This window comes from Flavobacterium sp. LM5 (genome assembly GCF_002017945.1).
In the GTDB taxonomy this organism is placed as follows: Bacteria; Bacteroidota; Bacteroidia; order Flavobacteriales; family Flavobacteriaceae; genus Flavobacterium; species Flavobacterium succinicans.
Map to the genome: position 1 here is coordinate 1,832,128 of NZ_MUFX01000001.1, position 17,216 is coordinate 1,849,343.

Here is a 17,216-nt window from a genome sequence, read left to right on the forward strand (position 1 = left end):
CATGAAAAAAATATTTTTATTAATAACTATTCTAAGTGTCACTTTTTCATGTAGTTCGGATATTACGGACATGAATACTGATCCCAAAAAATCCACTACTACACAACCTGAATATTTATTTACCGGTGCTCAAAAAGCTTTAGTGGATCAAATAGTTACGACTGCTCAAGTTTTTAGATTGTTTTCACAACAGTGGGCATCAACCACTATTCCATCTACCAGTCAATATGTTATTCCAGATATTCCAGATGCGCGTTTTACGGTGTTTTACAGAGATGTACTTAGAGATCTTTTAGAAGCCAAAACTTTGATTCAAAATACTCCAACTTCAACGGCTGCTTCTGATATTGCCATTAAACAAAATAAGCTTGCTCTTATTGACCTATTAGAAGTTTATTGTTATAGCATGTTGGTGGATACCTTTGGTAATGTTCCTTATTCTCAAGCTTTGGATATCAAAAAGTACCCTCTGCCAGCGTATGATGATGCCAAAACAATTTATATGGATCTCATCTCAAGGTTAACAGAAGATGCAAAGATTTTAAAAGCAAATTCGGCTAATCCTAATTTTGGTAGTGCAGATATTATCTATGGAGGAAACGCTGCGAGTACCGCAAAATGGGCCAAGTTTGCGAACTCATTACTCATCAAATTAGCAGTAAATATTTCAGATGTAGATCCTGCTTTTGCCGCTACTACTATTCAGACAGCTCTTGCAGCTGGTCCATTAGCGAGTAATGCTGATAATACAAAGTTGACTTATTTGACAACAACAGGAAACCAAAATCCATTATTTGCGACCTTAGTAACGAGCAATAGAAATGATTTTATTCCAGCCGAAACTTTTGTTGCTGCCATGGATGCTATCGTTCCTGGAGGTGACCCAAGGATGACAAAATACTTTGTTAATGCAACTGCTCCAGCGCCAGTTTTGCCAGCAGGAAGAACTTTTATTGGAGGTACTTATGGGGAAGCCAATGTTTTTTCAACGTATTCTCATATAACTGCAACATTAAACAACCCAGTGTTTCCGGGTACTTTATTTGATTATTCAGAACTACAGTTTTTGCTAGCCGAAGCGGCAGAGAAAAACTTAATTCCTGGAGGTACTGCTAAAGCTAAAACGTATTATGAAGCAGGTATTACGGCTTCAATGTTAGATTGGGGTGTTACAAACGCGGCAATCACCACTTATTTGTCTAGTCCTAAAGTAGCCTACAACAACGCTCAAAGTGGTGCAACGTATAAAGAAAAAATTGGTATCCAAGCTTGGTTTGCGCTTTACAACAGAGGATTTGAAGCATGGACATCCTACAGACGTTTAGATTATCCTATTTTAAAATCTCCAGCAGCAGCCGTAAATAGAGGAATTCTTACTGTTCCAGTGCGCTACCTTTATCCTGGTGCTGAACAAACTAAAAATGAAACTAATTACAAAAAAGCAGCAAGTGCCATTGGAGGCGATTTGATGAACACTAAACTATTTTGGGATAAATTTTAATTCAGTTAGTTTTTAGATGTTGAATAACCTTGATTAGTAAACATTCAAAACCTACTTATTTATAGCGCTTTCTAAAAAAGTTTATGTTTTGTTTGAAATAACCCCATTTGCTTAAGTAATTGGGGTTATTCTTTTTTCAAGCTAGTTATTACAGTTTAGTTCAACGATTTATTGTTAGTTTCCCAAATCAAGAACATAAATAATATGTTAAAAAACGATTCAATTTTAATAGTACTAATTTCATTTTTACAGTATGAAAAACATATTTTTAACTGCTTTGTTTTTTCTTTTAGGAATGCAAAGCTATCATGCGCAACAGTTGAAATCTCCTAATGGAAATTTCATCATGGAGTTTGCTTTACAAAAGGATGGAACTCCAACTTATCATTTAATTTATAAAGGAAAAATAGTAGTCAAGCCCAGTAAATTAGGACTCGAAATCAAAGAAGATAAAAATAGTAAGAAATCATTATTGGATGATTTTACTACGCTAGACGTCAAAACGTCTACGTTTGACGAAACTTGGAAACCGGTTTGGGGAGAACAGTCTTTAATTCGCAATCACTACAATGAGTTAGCAGTAACTTTGCTTCAAAAAGAAACCGACAGGCAATTGATCATTAAGTTTCGATTGTTTGATGATGGACTGGCATTTCGCTATGAATTTCCATCCCAAAAAAATCTAATTTATTTTGTGATAAAAGAAGAGCGAACACAATTTGCCATGACAGGTGATCATACCGCTTTTTGGATGCCAGGAGATTATGACACGCAGGAATATGATTATACTACTTCCAAATTATCCGAAATTAGATCTCTTTTTCTAAAAGCAAAAAACAGAAATTTAGCTCAGCCTCCTTTTTCTCTTACAGGGGTTCAAACGTCTCTTATGTTAAAAACAAAGGAAGGTTTGTATCTCAACCTACATGAAGCAGCATTGATTAATTATTCATGTATGCATCTGAATTTGGATGATAAAAATATGATATTCGAATCTTGGTTAACGCCAGATGCAAAGGGAGATAAAGGATACATGCAAGCACCTGCAAACTCGCCTTGGCGTACCATTATTGTGAGTGATGATGCCAGAAAAATTTTGGCTTCGAAGATGACTTTGAATTTGAATGAACCCTGTAAAATAGAAGATACTTCATGGATCAAACCTATCAAATATGTTGGTGTTTGGTGGGAAATGATTACGGGTAAAAGCACTTGGAGGTATACTGATGAAGTGCCAGCGGTGCAATTAGGCGTTACGGATTATTCAAAAGTTAAACCAAACGGAAGGCATGGCGCTACAACAGAAAATGTAAAAAAATATATCGATTTTGCGGCAACCCACGGATTTGATGCTGTGCTTGTTGAAGGATGGAATGAAGGCTGGGAAGATTGGCTGGGTCGTTCCAAGGATTATGTTTTTGATTTTGTAACGGCCTATCCCGATTTTGATGTAAAAGCTATTCGAGACTATGCAAAATCGAAAAATGTAAAAATGATGATGCATCACGAAACCTCAGGCTCTGTTCGTAACTATGAGCGTCATATGGACAAAGCCTATCAGTTCATGAAAGAAAACGGGTATGATGCGGTAAAAAGTGGTTATGTCGGTTCTATTCTTCCTAGAGGAGAAAATCATTACAGCCAATGGATTGTAAATCATTATCAATATGCCATAGAAAAAGCCGCCGAATATAAAATCATGCTTAACGCACATGAGGCGGTTAGACCCACAGGTATTTGTAGAACTTATCCTAATTTAATCGGAAACGAATCGGCTAGGGGTGGGGAATGTGAGGCTTTCGGAGGGTCAAATCCTAATCATGTGGCCATTCTTCCGTTTACGCGTTTACTTGGTGGCCCGATGGATTATACGCCTGGTATTTTCGAAATGGACATCAGCAAAATGAATCCCCGTAATAAATCACATGCAAACTGTACGATTGCCAATCAACTGGCATTGTATGTAACACTTTATAGTCCGTTGCAAATGGCTGCCGATGTACCCGAAAATTACAATAGATTTTCAGATGCTTTTCAGTTTATTAAAGATGTCGCAGTGGATTGGAGTGAAAGCCATTATCTGGAAGCCGAACCTGGCCAATACGTGACCGTTGCCCGAAAAGCAAAAGGAACAAATAACTGGTTTGTTGGGAATGTAAACGGCTATGAGCCTAGAATTTCAACCCTAAATTTTTCTTTTTTAGAAAAAGGAAAAAAATATACCGCAACCATTTATGCCGATGGAAAAGAAGCGCATTATAAAACAAATCCGCAAGCTTACACGGTTCGAAAAATAACAGTGACAAATACATCTAAACTTTCTCAGTTAAGCACAGCAGGAGGAGGGTATGCAATAAGTATAATAGAAATTGAAAAATAACTTTTTGAATGCTTTAGAGTTTTGAAAATGTAACTAATTTTTAAGATAGATTAATAAAGTAATGATAAAAAAATGAATAAGTTTACAATAAATCAAATCATGAATAGAGGTATGAAAATAAAATTTATAGCAGTAGTATTGTTTGTGAATGGCATTGTTTTTTCACAAATAAAAGGAGATGAATGGAATTTGAAGGCGACATCGAAAGAAAATTATTTTGGAGTAGCTATGGCCAATGGAAAGATTGGAATTGTGACTGATGCCACTCCTTTGAAAACAAAAGATATCATCCTAAATGGCGTCTATGAACCCAATCCTAAAAATGGAATTAGTAAAATAGTAAGAGGTATTGAATTTCTAAATGTGCATCTGTCTATCAATAATGAAGTAATTGATGGTTCAAACATTGATCACTGGAGTCAACAGGTGGCTATGAAAGAAGGAACCAGCACGGCTTCGTTTCAATTTAAAGATTTGGCAGAAATAAAGTACACGATTTTGGCGAATCGAGTATTGCCTTACTCAGGAATGGTAGTGGTAGAAATTCTGCCTTTGCAAGATATTGAAATTGGAGCATTCAATTATATGAGCGTTCCCGAAGAATTAAAAATCACCAAAAGTGAGTTTAGAGTAATGAAGAAAAAGGATTATCAAATCCCTCTTTTCAAAACTACGGCCCAAACCAACACAGGGAAATGGAATATCTCGGCTTCAACTACCTTTCTTTTTGATGGTGCAGCTGAGGCGATTTCGCAAAAGGGCGCTGAAGTTGGTTTTACCAAAAAATTAAGCAAAGGAAAAAAATACCGCTTTGTAATTGCAGGTGGTATTTGTAATTCTAAGGATATTTCAGATCCCGCAAATGAAGCCGAACGCCAAGCCATCTTTGCCTATTTAGAAGGTATCGATAATTTGCTCAGTAAACACAAAAAAGCTTGGGCTAGACTATGGGAAACAGGTGATATTCAAATTGAAGGAGATTTAGAGGCACAACAAAGGGTTCGATTTGCTTTGTATAATTTGTATTCTTTTATCAGAGAGGGAAGCAGACAAAGTATTTCCCCCATGGGATTATCGTCTCAAGGATATAACGGGCATATTTTTTGGGATACTGAACTTTGGATGTATCCAACCCTTTTAGCCTTACAACCCGAAATGGCAAAATCGTGTTTAGACTACCGTTCTGATCGATTGCAAAAAGCAAAATTAAAAGCGTTTATTTATGGGTATCAGGGCGCTATGTATCCTTGGGAATCAGATGATACTGGGGAAGAAGCAACGCCAACTAGTGCCACAATGGGTATTTTTGAACAACACATAACGGCTGATGTAGCTATCGCTTTTTGGAATTATTATGCCTTAACTCAAGATCAGAATTGGTTAAGAAAAGAGTGGAATGTATTAAAAGAAACTGCCGATTTTTGGGTGAGTCGAGTAGCTAAAAATCAAGATGGAAGTTATTCTATTTTGAACGTGGTGGGAGCAGATGAATATGCTCTAAATGTTGACGATAATGCGTTCACCAATGCCGCGGCCATCGAAGCGCTCAAAAATACTATAAAAGCCGCTAGTATTCTGAATGAACCCATAAATCCAACTTGGGTTGATGTTGCCAATAAACTTATCATTCATAATGAAAACGGGATTACTCAAAATTACAAAGGATACAAAGGACAACTGACTAAACAGGCTGATGTGAACTTGTTAGCCTATCCATTACATGTTGTAAATGATAAAAATCAAATCAAAGCCGATTTGGATTATTATGCTACAAGAATTGACGAAAAAGATGGGCCTGCAATGACTTATGGTGTATTTTCGGTACTGTATTCTCGTTTAGGCGATAGAGAGAAGGCATACGAGTATTTTGTGAAATCGTATTTACCTAATAGTCGCCCACCCTTTGGCGTGTTTTCAGAGTCGCCTAATAGTAATAATCCTTATTTTGCAACAGGAGCAGGGGCGATGTTACAGGCTGTAATTTATGGATTTGGAGGCGTTGAACAAACAGATTCGGGTTTGAAATTCAACAAAGGTTTACTACCAAAACAATGGAAATCTTTAAAAATAATTGGTATTGGTACTGATAATAAAACGATTCTAATAAAATAAAGTTGATGCTTACCCTTCATCGTCTAAAATTCAAACTTAACTACCCAACTTTGCTTAAGCTGAAGCTTGTCTTGCTTTCAATTGGCTTTAGCTGGATTTAAGGGGATGGATTGTATTGGCTTTAGTCAAATAAAAGCCGCTAATTTTGGCTAAAGCCTTTACAACTATTTTATTCATATAAGAACACTTTTGGGAGCCTGCCTCGTTGTAAATAATGAAATTATATAACTGTTTTACCTTGCAATAAAATGTTGTTTATTGATGGTGCAGAGCAAGTGAGTGAGGGTAGGGGATAGTGAAGTAGAAGCAATTTACCTTCGGTTGAAAAGCAGTAACGCATTTAATCAGCTTAGGTAAAGGGAAGTGAAAATTTGATAATACAACAAGTAACGCTATTTTCATTTCAGTTTCTGAGATTTTCTGTAAACCAAAGGAGACATTCCTTTTATCTCCTTAAATTTTCTATTGAAATTTGAAATATTATTAAAACCACATAATTCTGATACTTCCAAAACCGAAAGCTCTTGTGACTTAGACAAGAGTTTGGCGCCTCTTTCTATTCGAATTTCTATCAGAAACTGAAAAAAAGTCTTATTGGTTCTAATTTTAAAATATTTACAAAAGGCATTCTTAGTCATATTGGACAGTGCTGCAATTTCATCGAGTGTAATATTCTTTTGAAAATTTGTCATCACATATTCAAAAACGGTCTGCATCCTTTTGCCTTCGTTATCTGTAATTTTTTTATCGTAAATATAACTTGAAAGTAAGGTCTTTTTTTCCTTAGATAGCTTTTTAATGATTTCAAGAAAAAGAATAAAGCGATTAAATTCATTAGCCGATTTTATTTTCTTAAATGATTTAATAACCTTTTTGGAGGGATTATTCACTACAAACCCATTTTTACTGCTTTCCCAAAAAGGTTGAATTTCTTTCAAAGCGGCCAATGAAAAAAAATCTTTACCAAACGAATTTGGCGTAAAGAAAAGCGTAAACATAACAGATATTTCAACCGTATTTCGTTCACTTCTAAATACATGAGGTAAATTACTTCCTATTACTATAATATCTCCTTTTTGGTAAGGAGTAATCGTATCGCCTACAAAAATGGTTCCTTCACCATTTTCGATATAACTAATTTGAATTTCTTCATGTTGATGCAGTTTATCATAAAATACAAACTCAATATCTTCCTGATAGATTAAGGAATCTTCTTTGGTTTTTGGAATTTTAAATGGAAATACTTTCATGATTTGCACAATTATATGCTATAAATATAAAAAAATATACAAATATTACATGATTATTTTAGTAATTAAGACTAAACAGGATAATATAGTATCTTTTTGTGATAATATCACGAATTACATATCAATGGGTTATAAATACTTTTGAAAAAATTAAATTATTAATTATGAGTATTCAATGGAAAGGCGTTATGCCAGCAGTAACTACAAAGTTTACTGCCGATGACAAATTAGACTTCAACATGTTTGAAGTAAACATAAATGCGCAGTTAGAAGCTGGGGTTTCAGGAATAATATTAGGAGGAACACTTGGTGAAGCAAGCACATTGTTACATGAGGAAAAAAAAGAATTAATTCAGCAAACCGTCAAAATGGTTAACGGTCAAGTTCCGGTAATTATGAATATAGCCGAACAGACAACAAGAGCCGCAATTCTGGCAGCTAACGAAGCTGAGCAAAATGGAGCAAAAGGACTAATGATTTTACCTCCTATGCGTTACAATGCCACAAGTCATGAAACCGTTACTTATTTTTCTGAAGTAGCCAAAAACACTTCACTTCCTATTATGATCTATAACAATCCAATCGATTATAAAATTGAAGTAACCTTAGATATGTTTGAAGAAATTTTGAAATTCGATAACATACAAGCAGTAAAAGAATCAACAAGAGATATTTCTAATGTAACCCGTATCATCAATCGTTTCAACGACCGATTAAAAATATTATCAGGTGTTGATACGCTAGCCTTAGAAAGCCTTTTTATGGGATCTGACGGATGGGTATCAGGCTTAGTAGATGCTTTCCCTGCTGAAACTGTAGCAATCTATAAACTAGCAAAAGCGGGAAGAACTCAAGAAGCATTAGCTATTTACAGATGGTTCCTTCCGCTTTTAGAATTAGATATTAATTCATTGTTAGTACAAAATATAAAATTGGCAGAAACAGCAACCAATTTAGGAACCGAATATGTAAGAGCTCCAAGGCTTCCGCTTCAAGGAGCAGAAAGAGAAAGAGTTCTGGCTATTATTACAGAAGGACTTCGCACTAGACCAACGCTACCCGATTATAAATCGATAGTACTTTAAACCCTCAATAATCAATTTGCTTTGGCGGATTCAAGCAATAATCCATCAACCAAAACAGTCATTTAAAATTCGAAAGCTCTAACTCTAAAATATAAAAAATGATTACAGGAAAAAATTATGTGGGAAGCCAACTTTTGGCTAGTGGGACTACAACCTACAGAACTATTAATCCGCAATTGAATATCGAAAATCCCTGGACATTTACCGAAGCCTCAGCAGAAGAAATTGAACAAGCAGTCCATTTAGCTCACAACGCGTTCAAAACATATAAAGACTTTCCTGCTGAACGAAAAGCGGCTTTTTTAAATGGTATTGCTGATGAAATTTTAGCTTTAGGCGATTCTTTATTGGAAATTTACTGTACTGAATCTGGTTTCTTAAGAGGCCGTGCAGAATCAGAAAGAGGTCGTACTGTTTTTCAATTACGCGCATTTGCCAACATGCTTTTAGAAGGAAGTTGGGTCGAAGCCACAATAGATACCGCCATCCCTGACAGATCACCGCTCCCAAAAGAAGATTTGAGAAAAATGCTGGTTCCTTTAGGGCCTGTAGTCGTTTTTGGTTCCAGTAACTTTCCCTTTGCTTTTTCTACAGCGGGAGGAGATACTGCATCAGCTTTGGCTGCTGGATGCCCTGTGATCGTGAAAAGCCATTCGATGCACATTGGAACTGGTGAAATGGTAGCCTCAGCTATTATAAATGCTGCCAAAAAACAGAACATGCCCGAAGGTGTTTTTTCCAATTTAATTGGTGGCGGTGTAACTCTTGGAGCTACTTTGGTAAAACATCCGCTTGTGAAAGCGGTTGGATTTACAGGAAGTATTACGGGTGGACGTGCTTTATTTGATCTTGCCTCGCAGCGTCCAGAGCCTATTCCGGTTTTTGCCGAAATGGGAAGTATTAATCCGGTGGTTATCCTGCCTGAAGCGATCGAAAAAAATGGTAAAAAATGGGCAACAGCTTATGCAAGTTCAATCACGTTAGGAACGGGACAATTTTGTACTAATCCTGGATTGCTATTAGCCATAAAAGGAAAACATCTAGACGCTTTTTTAAATGATCTAACCCAAGAAATCGAAAAAATAGCACCTTCGTGTATGCTACATCCATCGATTAAATCTGACTTTAACATAGGAAAAGAAAAAATAAGAGCTCAAAGCGGTGTGACAACGATTGCTGAGTATAAGGGAGAAACTGCTCCTAACTTTGCACCACAAACCATACTAAGCGTTGAAGGTAGAACTTTTTTAGAAAATAAAACACTTAGTCACGAAGTATTCGGTCCTTTTTCTATTGTCGTTCAGTGTGAAAACAGTGAAGAAATTACCACAATTATTGATAAATTAGACGGACAACTTACCGGTACTATACTTGCCGAGCCAGATGAAATTTCAAAATATAATGTAGTGGTTAATGCTTTACAAAACAGAGTAGGAAGACTTATCTTTAATGGAGTTCCAACAGGCGTTGAGGTTTGCGCTTCGATGCTGCATGGTGGTCCTTATCCTTCTTCATCCGATGCTAGATTTACCGCTGTTGGCATCCATGCAGTAAAACGTTGGGTAAGACCATTTAGCTATCAAAACTGGCCTGATGAGTTATTACCAGAAGCACTTCAAAATAAAAACCCTTTGAACATTAATCGAACCGTTAATGATATACTAACTAACAAACCTATATAATTTATGCCAAGAAAAACTTTTTTTTGTGTCGATGCACACACTTGTGGTAATCCTGTGAGGGTGGTGGCCGGTGGAGGACCCAATTTGGTTGGTAACAATATGAGCGAAAAACGCCAACATTTTCTGAAAGAATATGACTGGATTCGTAAAGGCTTAATGTTCGAACCCAGAGGGCACGATATGATGAGTGGTAGTATTCTTTATCCGCCAAGTGATCCTGAAAATGATTTTGGTATTTTATTCATCGAAACCTCAGGCTGCTTGCCTATGTGCGGTCATGGAACTATTGGAACCATAACCATAGCTATTGAGGAAGGACTCATACAACCAAAAGTGCTTGGGAAAATACGAATGGAAGCTCCCGCAGGTCTGGTTCAAATTGCATATCAACAAACAGGAAAAAAAGTAGATTGGGTTCGTTTAACTAATGTTAAATCATATCTTGCAGCAGAAGGACTTACTGTTGAATGTCCCGAATTGGGAGAAATAACTTTTGATGTGGCTTATGGCGGAAATTATTATGCGATTGTAGACCCACAAACTAACTTTTCGGGAATACAAAACTTTACAGCTTCCAAGATTATTCAGTACAGTCAAGAAGTTCGCAAACGTATTAATGCAAAATATCCTGATATGTTCATTCACCCCGAAAACAGCACCATTAGAGATGTGAGTCACATGCTTTGGACAGGAGATCCGCTTGACCCTGCATCATCAGGACGAAATGCTGTTTTTTATGGAGATAAAGCCATTGACCGCTCGCCTTGCGGAACAGGAACCTCTGCCCGACTAGCACAACTACATGCAAAAGGGAAACTAAAAAAAGGTGAAGATTTTATTCACGAAAGTTTTATTGGAAGCAAGTTTATAGGGAAAGTTGAAGAAGAAACCACTATCGGAAACATCAAAGCCATTGTGCCAAGCATTCAGGGTTGGGCAAAAGTATATGGCTACAACACTATCATTATTGATGAAGATGACGATCCTTACGCCTTTGGTTTTCAGGTAATATAAAAAAAAACATAAGCTCAAAATAAATCACTAGTTTTTACGGAATTTACTCATGCCAGTGATTTTAAAATTTATAAGTATAATGAAAAAAGTAAGTGTTATTGGTGGAGGAATAATAGGACTATGTTCAGCATATTATTTGGCAAAAGAAGGTTATGAAGTAGCCGTTTTCGATAAATCAGATATGACAGATGGCTGTTCTTATGGCAATGCAGGAATGGTCGTTCCGTCTCATATTATCCCTTTGGCTCAGCCCGGCATGATGGCACAAGGAATAAAATGGATGTTTGACAGTCAAAGTCCATTTTACATTAAACCTAGACTAAGTGCTGATTTGGTACAATGGGGCTTGCAATTTTACAAACATGCCAACAAGCAACATGTAGAAAAAGCTATGCCAGCACTATGCAACTTATCGCTTTTTAGCAAAGAATTGTATCAGGATTTTGTTAAGGAAAATAATTCTTTCTTTTATGAGAAGAAAGGACTTTTAATGCTCTATAAAACCGACAAAACTGCCGAAGAAATTCATCACGAAGGAAAACTAGCGGAATCATTTGGTTTAGAAGTCGATTTTTTGTCAAAAGATGAAGTTGCCAGACTCGAAACTGGAACACGTGCTGACGTAATTGGCGGTGTGCATTATAAAAGTGATGCGCATTTGTATCCTCAAAAATTCATGGAATTTATCAAAGCAGAATTAAACAGATTAAAGGTAAAAATTCATAGTCGTACTTTGGTGCAGGATTTTGTCAAACATGGTCAGTTTATTACCGAAATAATTACCGATGCGGGGGCTTTCAAAACTGACGAAGTAGTCTTAGCAACCGGATCATGGAGTCCTGCTATAGCAAAAAAACTAAACTGCTCGATTTCAATTTTACCCGGAAAAGGCTATAGTTTCACACTACAAGATGTTAAACAAAAACCTACTATTCCTTCCATTCTATGCGAAGGAAAAGTAGCCGTTACTCCAATGAGTACCGATATTCGTTTTGGCGGAACCATGGAAATAACCCATACAAATGACACCCAAATTAACGCCAACAGAGTACAAGGAATCGTAAATAGCATTAACAGTTTTTATCCAGACCTAAAAATAGAAAGGCCAAGTGAAAAAGAAACTTGGTTTGGATTTAGACCCTGCACTCCCTCTGGAATGCCAATTATTGCCAGAGACAAAAAAATAAAAAACTTAACTTTGGCAACCGGACACGCCATGATGGGATTAAGTTTAGCTCCAGCAACGGGCAAGCTAGTTTCAGAAATTATTGCCGAGAAAACCACCACTGTCAATACCGAAATGTTTCAATTTTAACTTTATGAGATACGAATCCATACCTTCTTCTTTATTCATAGAAAATAGAAAACGTTTTTCGGCAAAAATGGATGCAAACAGCCTAGCTATTTTAGTTTCTAATGATGTAATGCCTAATAATGCAGATGATATAATGGGATTTGCCCAGAATAATGATCTATTCTATTTGTCAGGAATTAATCAAGATGAAACCATTTTGGTGCTTTTTCCAGATGCCTATAAAGAAGAAAATCAGATTACATTATTTATCAAAGAAGTAAATGCGCATACAAAACTTTGGGATGGAGATTTCTTAACCAAAGAAGAAGCCAGAGCAATTTCGGGAATAAAAAACATAAAATGGACTCACGAATTTGAAAAAACAGTACAGCTTTTTGCTTTTGAAGCTGATACCTTTTACTTAGGTCATAACGAACATATCAAAAGAGTTACCAATGAAATGATAACGCGTCAGGATCGAATGATTCAATGGTGTAAAGAGAAATATCCGTTGCATAAATACGACAGAGCAGCCAAAATAACACGCGATTTAAGACCGATAAAATCTGAGGAAGAAGTTTCCTTGATAGAAAAAGCAACAGCCATAAGCGTAAAAGGTTTTGAAAGACTTTTGAAAGCTGTAAAACCTAACATAAAAGAGTTTGAATTAGAAGCAGAACTGATCTATGAAATTGTAAAAAATGGAGCTTCACGTCATGCCTTCAGACCAATTATAGCATCCGGTAAAAACGCTTGTGCCTTACATTACAACAGCAATGACGCGATTTGTAAGGAAAATGAAATGATTTTGGTAGATTTTGGAGTTTGTTACGCTAATTACAATTCCGACACCACAAGGTGCGTTCCTGTAAGCGGCAGATTTTCTAAACGTCAGCGAGAAGTATATGCGTCTGTTTTGCATTGTTTAAAGGAAGGTTCAAAGTGGCTGCGTCCTGGTGTAGGACATAGTGATTACGAAAAACAAATGGCTGGACTTATCGAACAAGAATTATTAAAGTTAAAACTATTGACCCCTGAAGAAATTGCCCATCAGGATCCAGATGCTCCTGCCTATAAAAAATATTTTATGCATGGTACAGCCCATCATTTAGGACTTGATGTTCACGATGTAGGATTGTATTCCCGTACTTTTGAAAAAGGAATGGTTCTTACCTGCGAACCTGGAATTTACATACCCGAAGAAGGAATTGGTTGCCGACTGGAAAATGATTATCTCATTACAGAAGAGGGTAATAGAAACCTTTCAGAAGCACTACCTATAGAGATAGAAGATATCGAAAAATGGATTCAGCATAAATAGCTTGGAATAAAGATTTATATCATCATCAAAACGAATAGCTACAAGAGTATTTTTTGTAGCTGTTTTTTTATGTAAGAAATCTAAAAAAGAGAGATTCAAAGTCATAAAATAGGAATACTTTTTTTTATTCAAAAACATGATTTAGAGTAGGTTAGTTTTGTTTCATTTTCACACCTCAATTTATATTTACTTCTTCACATGGAGTAGTAAGCTCTACGATTCTACAAATCATAAAGACAAATAAATACTTGTAAATTTAAATTTCTATGATAAATAATATTCAAAACAAGATAATATAATCTGATTTTATGATAACATATTGGCATAAATAAGAATATAAATGCAAAATATTTGCAGTTCTTAATCATAAAACCAAAATATGAGAATTAACCTTTATTTTAGAAAATTTGCAATACTCTTTTTTGTATTTGCAGCACAACTAATCTTTGCTCAGGAAAGAATAGTTACAGGAATTGTTACCGACGACGCAGGAATCCCGTTGCCCGGTGTGAGTGTGTTAATCAAAGGATCCAAAACAGGAACACAAACAGATTTTAGCGGAGCTTTCTCTATTAACGTAGCTCCTAATCAATTATTGATCCTTAGTTATATAGGTATGAAGCCTCAGGAAGTGACTGCTGCTTCTACTAAACTTCATCTTAAAATGTCGGCTGGATCAACTGCACTTCAGGAAATTGTTGTAACCGCATTAGGTCTTAAAAGGGAGAAAAAATCTCTGGGTTATGCTACTCAAGAAGTAAAAGGCGAGGACCTAACCAAGGTGAATACTGGGAATGTCGCAAACTCAATTTCAGGTAAAGTGGCGGGTGTTAATATTAGAAGAAATAATAACATTGGAGGATCTACGAATGTGATCATACGCGGATCGTCATCTTTAACGGGAAACAACCAGGCATTATGGGTGGTAGATGGAGTGCCATTAAATAATGACAATACTAATACAGCAGATCAAAAAAGCGGTGGTAACACTGGAGGATATGATTACGGAAATGCCGCATCAGATATAAATCCGGATGATATCGAATCTATCAATGTTTTGAAAGGTGCAGCTGCATCTGCTCTTTATGGATCTAGAGCTGCAAACGGTGTAATTTTGGTTACTCTTAAAAAAGGAAGTAAATCTAAAGGCGGACTAGGTATTACTTTTACAAGTGGCATAAGTGTTGGGGTTGTGGATAAAAATACCTTACCTCAATATCAAAATGAATACGGAAGCGGTTATGGCGATTTTTATGGCACGGTAAATTTAGGCAGCGGAGAGTATCCTTATGCTGCTACAGATGATGCTTCATGGGGACCAAAATACGACCCCAACATACTGGTTTACAACTGGAATTCATTCTATCCAGAATTGCCTTCATACGGTGTTGCAACACCTTGGACTCCAGTAAAAAAGAATCCAAACAGCTTCTACCAAAAAAGCCTTACGTACATCAGTAATATTACTTTTTCAGGATCAAATGAAAATGGAGATTTTAGATTAGGCTATACCAATTACAATCAGGAACAGGGAATTCTTCCTAATAGCAACAACAAAAAAGATAATTTTAATTTTTCTGCCAGTTACAAACTTAGTCCAAAAACAAAAGTGTCAGCTTCTGCAAATTTCCTGAAAGCATACGCAAAAGGAATGAATGAAACCGGATATGGTGATGGTGGAAACAACTACCTGAGCAGTATAAGACAATGGTATAGTATGAGTGCGGATTTTCAGGATTTGGAAGATGCTTATAATTTAACCAAGAAGAACACTACATGGAGCGTTGGCGGACCAACAGACTTAACAGTTCAGTTTCATGACAATCCATATTTTCAGCGTTACAACAATTACAACTCTTTGAACAGAGATCGTTTCTTTGGAAATTTTGCTTTAAGTACAGATGTAGCAAGCTGGTTAAATATTATAGGAAAAGGATCAGTAGATTACTATAATCAATTACAGGAAGAACGAATCGCTGTCGGTTCAAAAAGAGCAGGCAATATGTTAGGACAATATTCAAGATATGATAAAACATTCAGAGAAATCAATCTTGATATAATGCTGAACTTTAAAACCGATATTACAGAAGACTTAAAATTCTACGGATTGCTTGGAGGGAACACTAGGCGTTCTGATAAAAGCATAGTCTATTCAGTTACAAATGGCGGTTTAATCGTGCCAGGTAAATATATGTTGAGTAATACGATATCACCTATAAACTATCCTTCGGAATATGTTGAAACTATAGGTACAAACAGTGTTTATGCTAATGCGACTTTGAATTACAAAGAAAAGATTTTCCTTGAAGGTTCTTACAGAGTAGATCAGTCTTCTACTCTTCCTAAAAAGAATAATACCTATACTTATCCGTCAATTACCGGAACTTACATTTTTAGCAATGACCTAAAAGCCGATTGGCTGTCATTTGGTAAACTACGCTTAAATTATGCTGAAACAGGTAATGATGCAGAATTTGCGGTAATCGAATCTACTTTTGCTAAAAACAGCAATTTTGGACCTGATGGAATTCGTTTTTCTAATGAAAACAACAAAAGTAATTCGAACTTAAAGAGTGAACTTACAAGAGGTTTAGAAGGGGGTATTGAGCTTAAATTTCTAAAAAATAGAGTAGGATTAGATTTCTCATACTATAAAAGCAATACTACTAACCAGATTTTATCAATCGAAACTCCTGTGCAAACAGGTTATAGCAGATCATGGATCAATGGTGGAAATGTAGAGAACAAAGGATTTGAGGTTGTTTTAAGTGTTATTCCGATTAAAACACAAGATTTTTCATGGGAAGCCAAAATTAACTGGGCAACAAATAAAAATAAGGTAATCGATCTTAATGGTGCTGAGAGACTTTCTATTGGGTCATTTCAGGGTGTAGGGTATATTGCCGAAGTTGGAAAACCAATTGGTCAGCTTATTGGAAGAGGTTATAAGTATTTAGAAGGCGAAAGAGTTGTGAAAAGTAACGGAAGATACGAAGTGGTAGCTGGAGCAACAATTGGAGATGTAAATCCGGACTGGACAGGTGGTATTAATAACATTCTTCGTTACAAAGATTTATCGTTTAATTTTTTAATTGACATCAAAAAAGGAGGTGATGTTTACTCTTTGGACCAGCAATATGGTAAAACCACAGGTATTTATCAAAGCACTGTAGGAATAAACCATTTAGGCAATCCGGTAAGAAATTCAGTTGCAGATGGTGGTGGAATTATTCTTGATGGAGTAATAGCTGATGGTACACGCAATACTAAAGTGATTCCTGCAGATTATAATACGTACAACTCAATGCCTCAAGAAGCTTATGTGTATGATGCGTCCTATGTAAAACTGCGCGAAGTAGGTTTGAGTTATAAATTTCCGTCAAAACTTTTAGCTAACACATTTATCAACAGTATGATTTTTACATTAAACGGAAGTAACTTGTGGATTATTAGTAAAAACCTTCCATATGCTGATCCAGAAGCAGGATCATCATCAGGTAATCTTCAGGGTTTTCAGACAGGAGTATTGCCTACAACAAAAGAGTACAACTTTAACATCAAAGTTCAATTCTAAAAA

At 36.1% G+C, this 17,216-nt stretch carries 10 protein-coding genes; 9 read left to right on the forward strand and 1 reads right to left on the reverse strand.

Annotated elements, in window-relative coordinates; translation table 11 throughout:
* Position 1 precedes the first annotated feature (1 nt).
* The 3 genes from BXU11_RS07825 to BXU11_RS07835 all read left to right on the forward strand — a co-directional run bounded on the left by BXU11_RS07825 (position 2) and on the right by BXU11_RS07835 (position 5,993).
* Positions 2 to 1,501: a SusD/RagB family nutrient-binding outer membrane lipoprotein gene (locus tag BXU11_RS07825; RefSeq protein WP_078211795.1), complete on the forward strand. Its 1,500-nt coding sequence runs from the start codon at positions 2 to 4 to the stop codon at positions 1,499 to 1,501.
* Between the two features lie 253 nt (positions 1,502 to 1,754).
* Complete coding sequence (locus BXU11_RS07830; RefSeq protein ID WP_078211797.1) at positions 1,755 to 3,881, forward strand: glycoside hydrolase family 97 protein; 2,127 nt, start codon at positions 1,755 to 1,757, stop codon at positions 3,879 to 3,881.
* 72 nt (positions 3,882 to 3,953) lie between these two features.
* The gene (locus BXU11_RS07835) at positions 3,954 to 5,993 is read left to right on the forward strand and encodes a glycoside hydrolase family 65 protein (protein ID WP_223253696.1); all 2,040 of its coding nucleotides are present in this window, start codon (positions 3,954 to 3,956) and stop codon (positions 5,991 to 5,993) included.
* Between the two features lie 398 nt (positions 5,994 to 6,391).
* On the opposite strand, the gene BXU11_RS07840 is transcribed toward BXU11_RS07835, so the two are convergent.
* Positions 6,392 to 7,243 carry an AraC family transcriptional regulator gene (locus tag BXU11_RS07840; protein WP_024981627.1) on the reverse strand — a complete coding sequence of 284 codons (852 nt, stop codon included), beginning with the start codon at positions 7,241 to 7,243 and terminating at the stop codon, positions 6,392 to 6,394.
* A gap of 164 nt (positions 7,244 to 7,407) precedes the next feature.
* On the opposite strand from BXU11_RS07840, the gene BXU11_RS07845 reads away from it, so the two are divergent.
* The 6 genes from BXU11_RS07845 to BXU11_RS07870 all read left to right on the forward strand — a co-directional run bounded on the left by BXU11_RS07845 (position 7,408) and on the right by BXU11_RS07870 (position 17,213).
* Entirely contained in the window at positions 7,408 to 8,328 is a 921-nt protein-coding gene (locus BXU11_RS07845) for a dihydrodipicolinate synthase family protein (RefSeq protein WP_024981628.1), read from the forward strand.
* Positions 8,329 to 8,426: 98 nt separating this feature from the next.
* Entirely contained in the window at positions 8,427 to 10,010 is a 1,584-nt protein-coding gene (locus BXU11_RS07850; RefSeq protein ID WP_078211799.1) for an aldehyde dehydrogenase (NADP(+)), read from the forward strand.
* Positions 10,011 to 10,013: 3 nt separating this feature from the next.
* Positions 10,014 to 11,024, forward strand: coding sequence for a 4-hydroxyproline epimerase (locus BXU11_RS07855; protein WP_024981630.1), 1,011 nt, complete (start codon positions 10,014 to 10,016; stop codon positions 11,022 to 11,024).
* Between the two features lie 79 nt (positions 11,025 to 11,103).
* Entirely contained in the window at positions 11,104 to 12,339 is a 1,236-nt protein-coding gene (locus BXU11_RS07860) for an FAD-binding oxidoreductase (protein ID WP_078211812.1), read from the forward strand.
* A 4-nt stretch (positions 12,340 to 12,343) separates the two neighbouring features.
* Positions 12,344 to 13,639, forward strand: coding sequence for an aminopeptidase P family protein (locus BXU11_RS07865; RefSeq protein WP_078211814.1), 1,296 nt, complete (start codon positions 12,344 to 12,346; stop codon positions 13,637 to 13,639).
* Positions 13,640 to 14,018: 379 nt separating this feature from the next.
* A complete protein-coding gene (locus BXU11_RS07870; RefSeq protein ID WP_078211816.1) occupies positions 14,019 to 17,213 on the forward strand; it encodes a SusC/RagA family TonB-linked outer membrane protein in 3,195 nt (1,064 codons plus the stop codon).
* Positions 17,214 to 17,216: the final 3 nt, after the last annotated feature.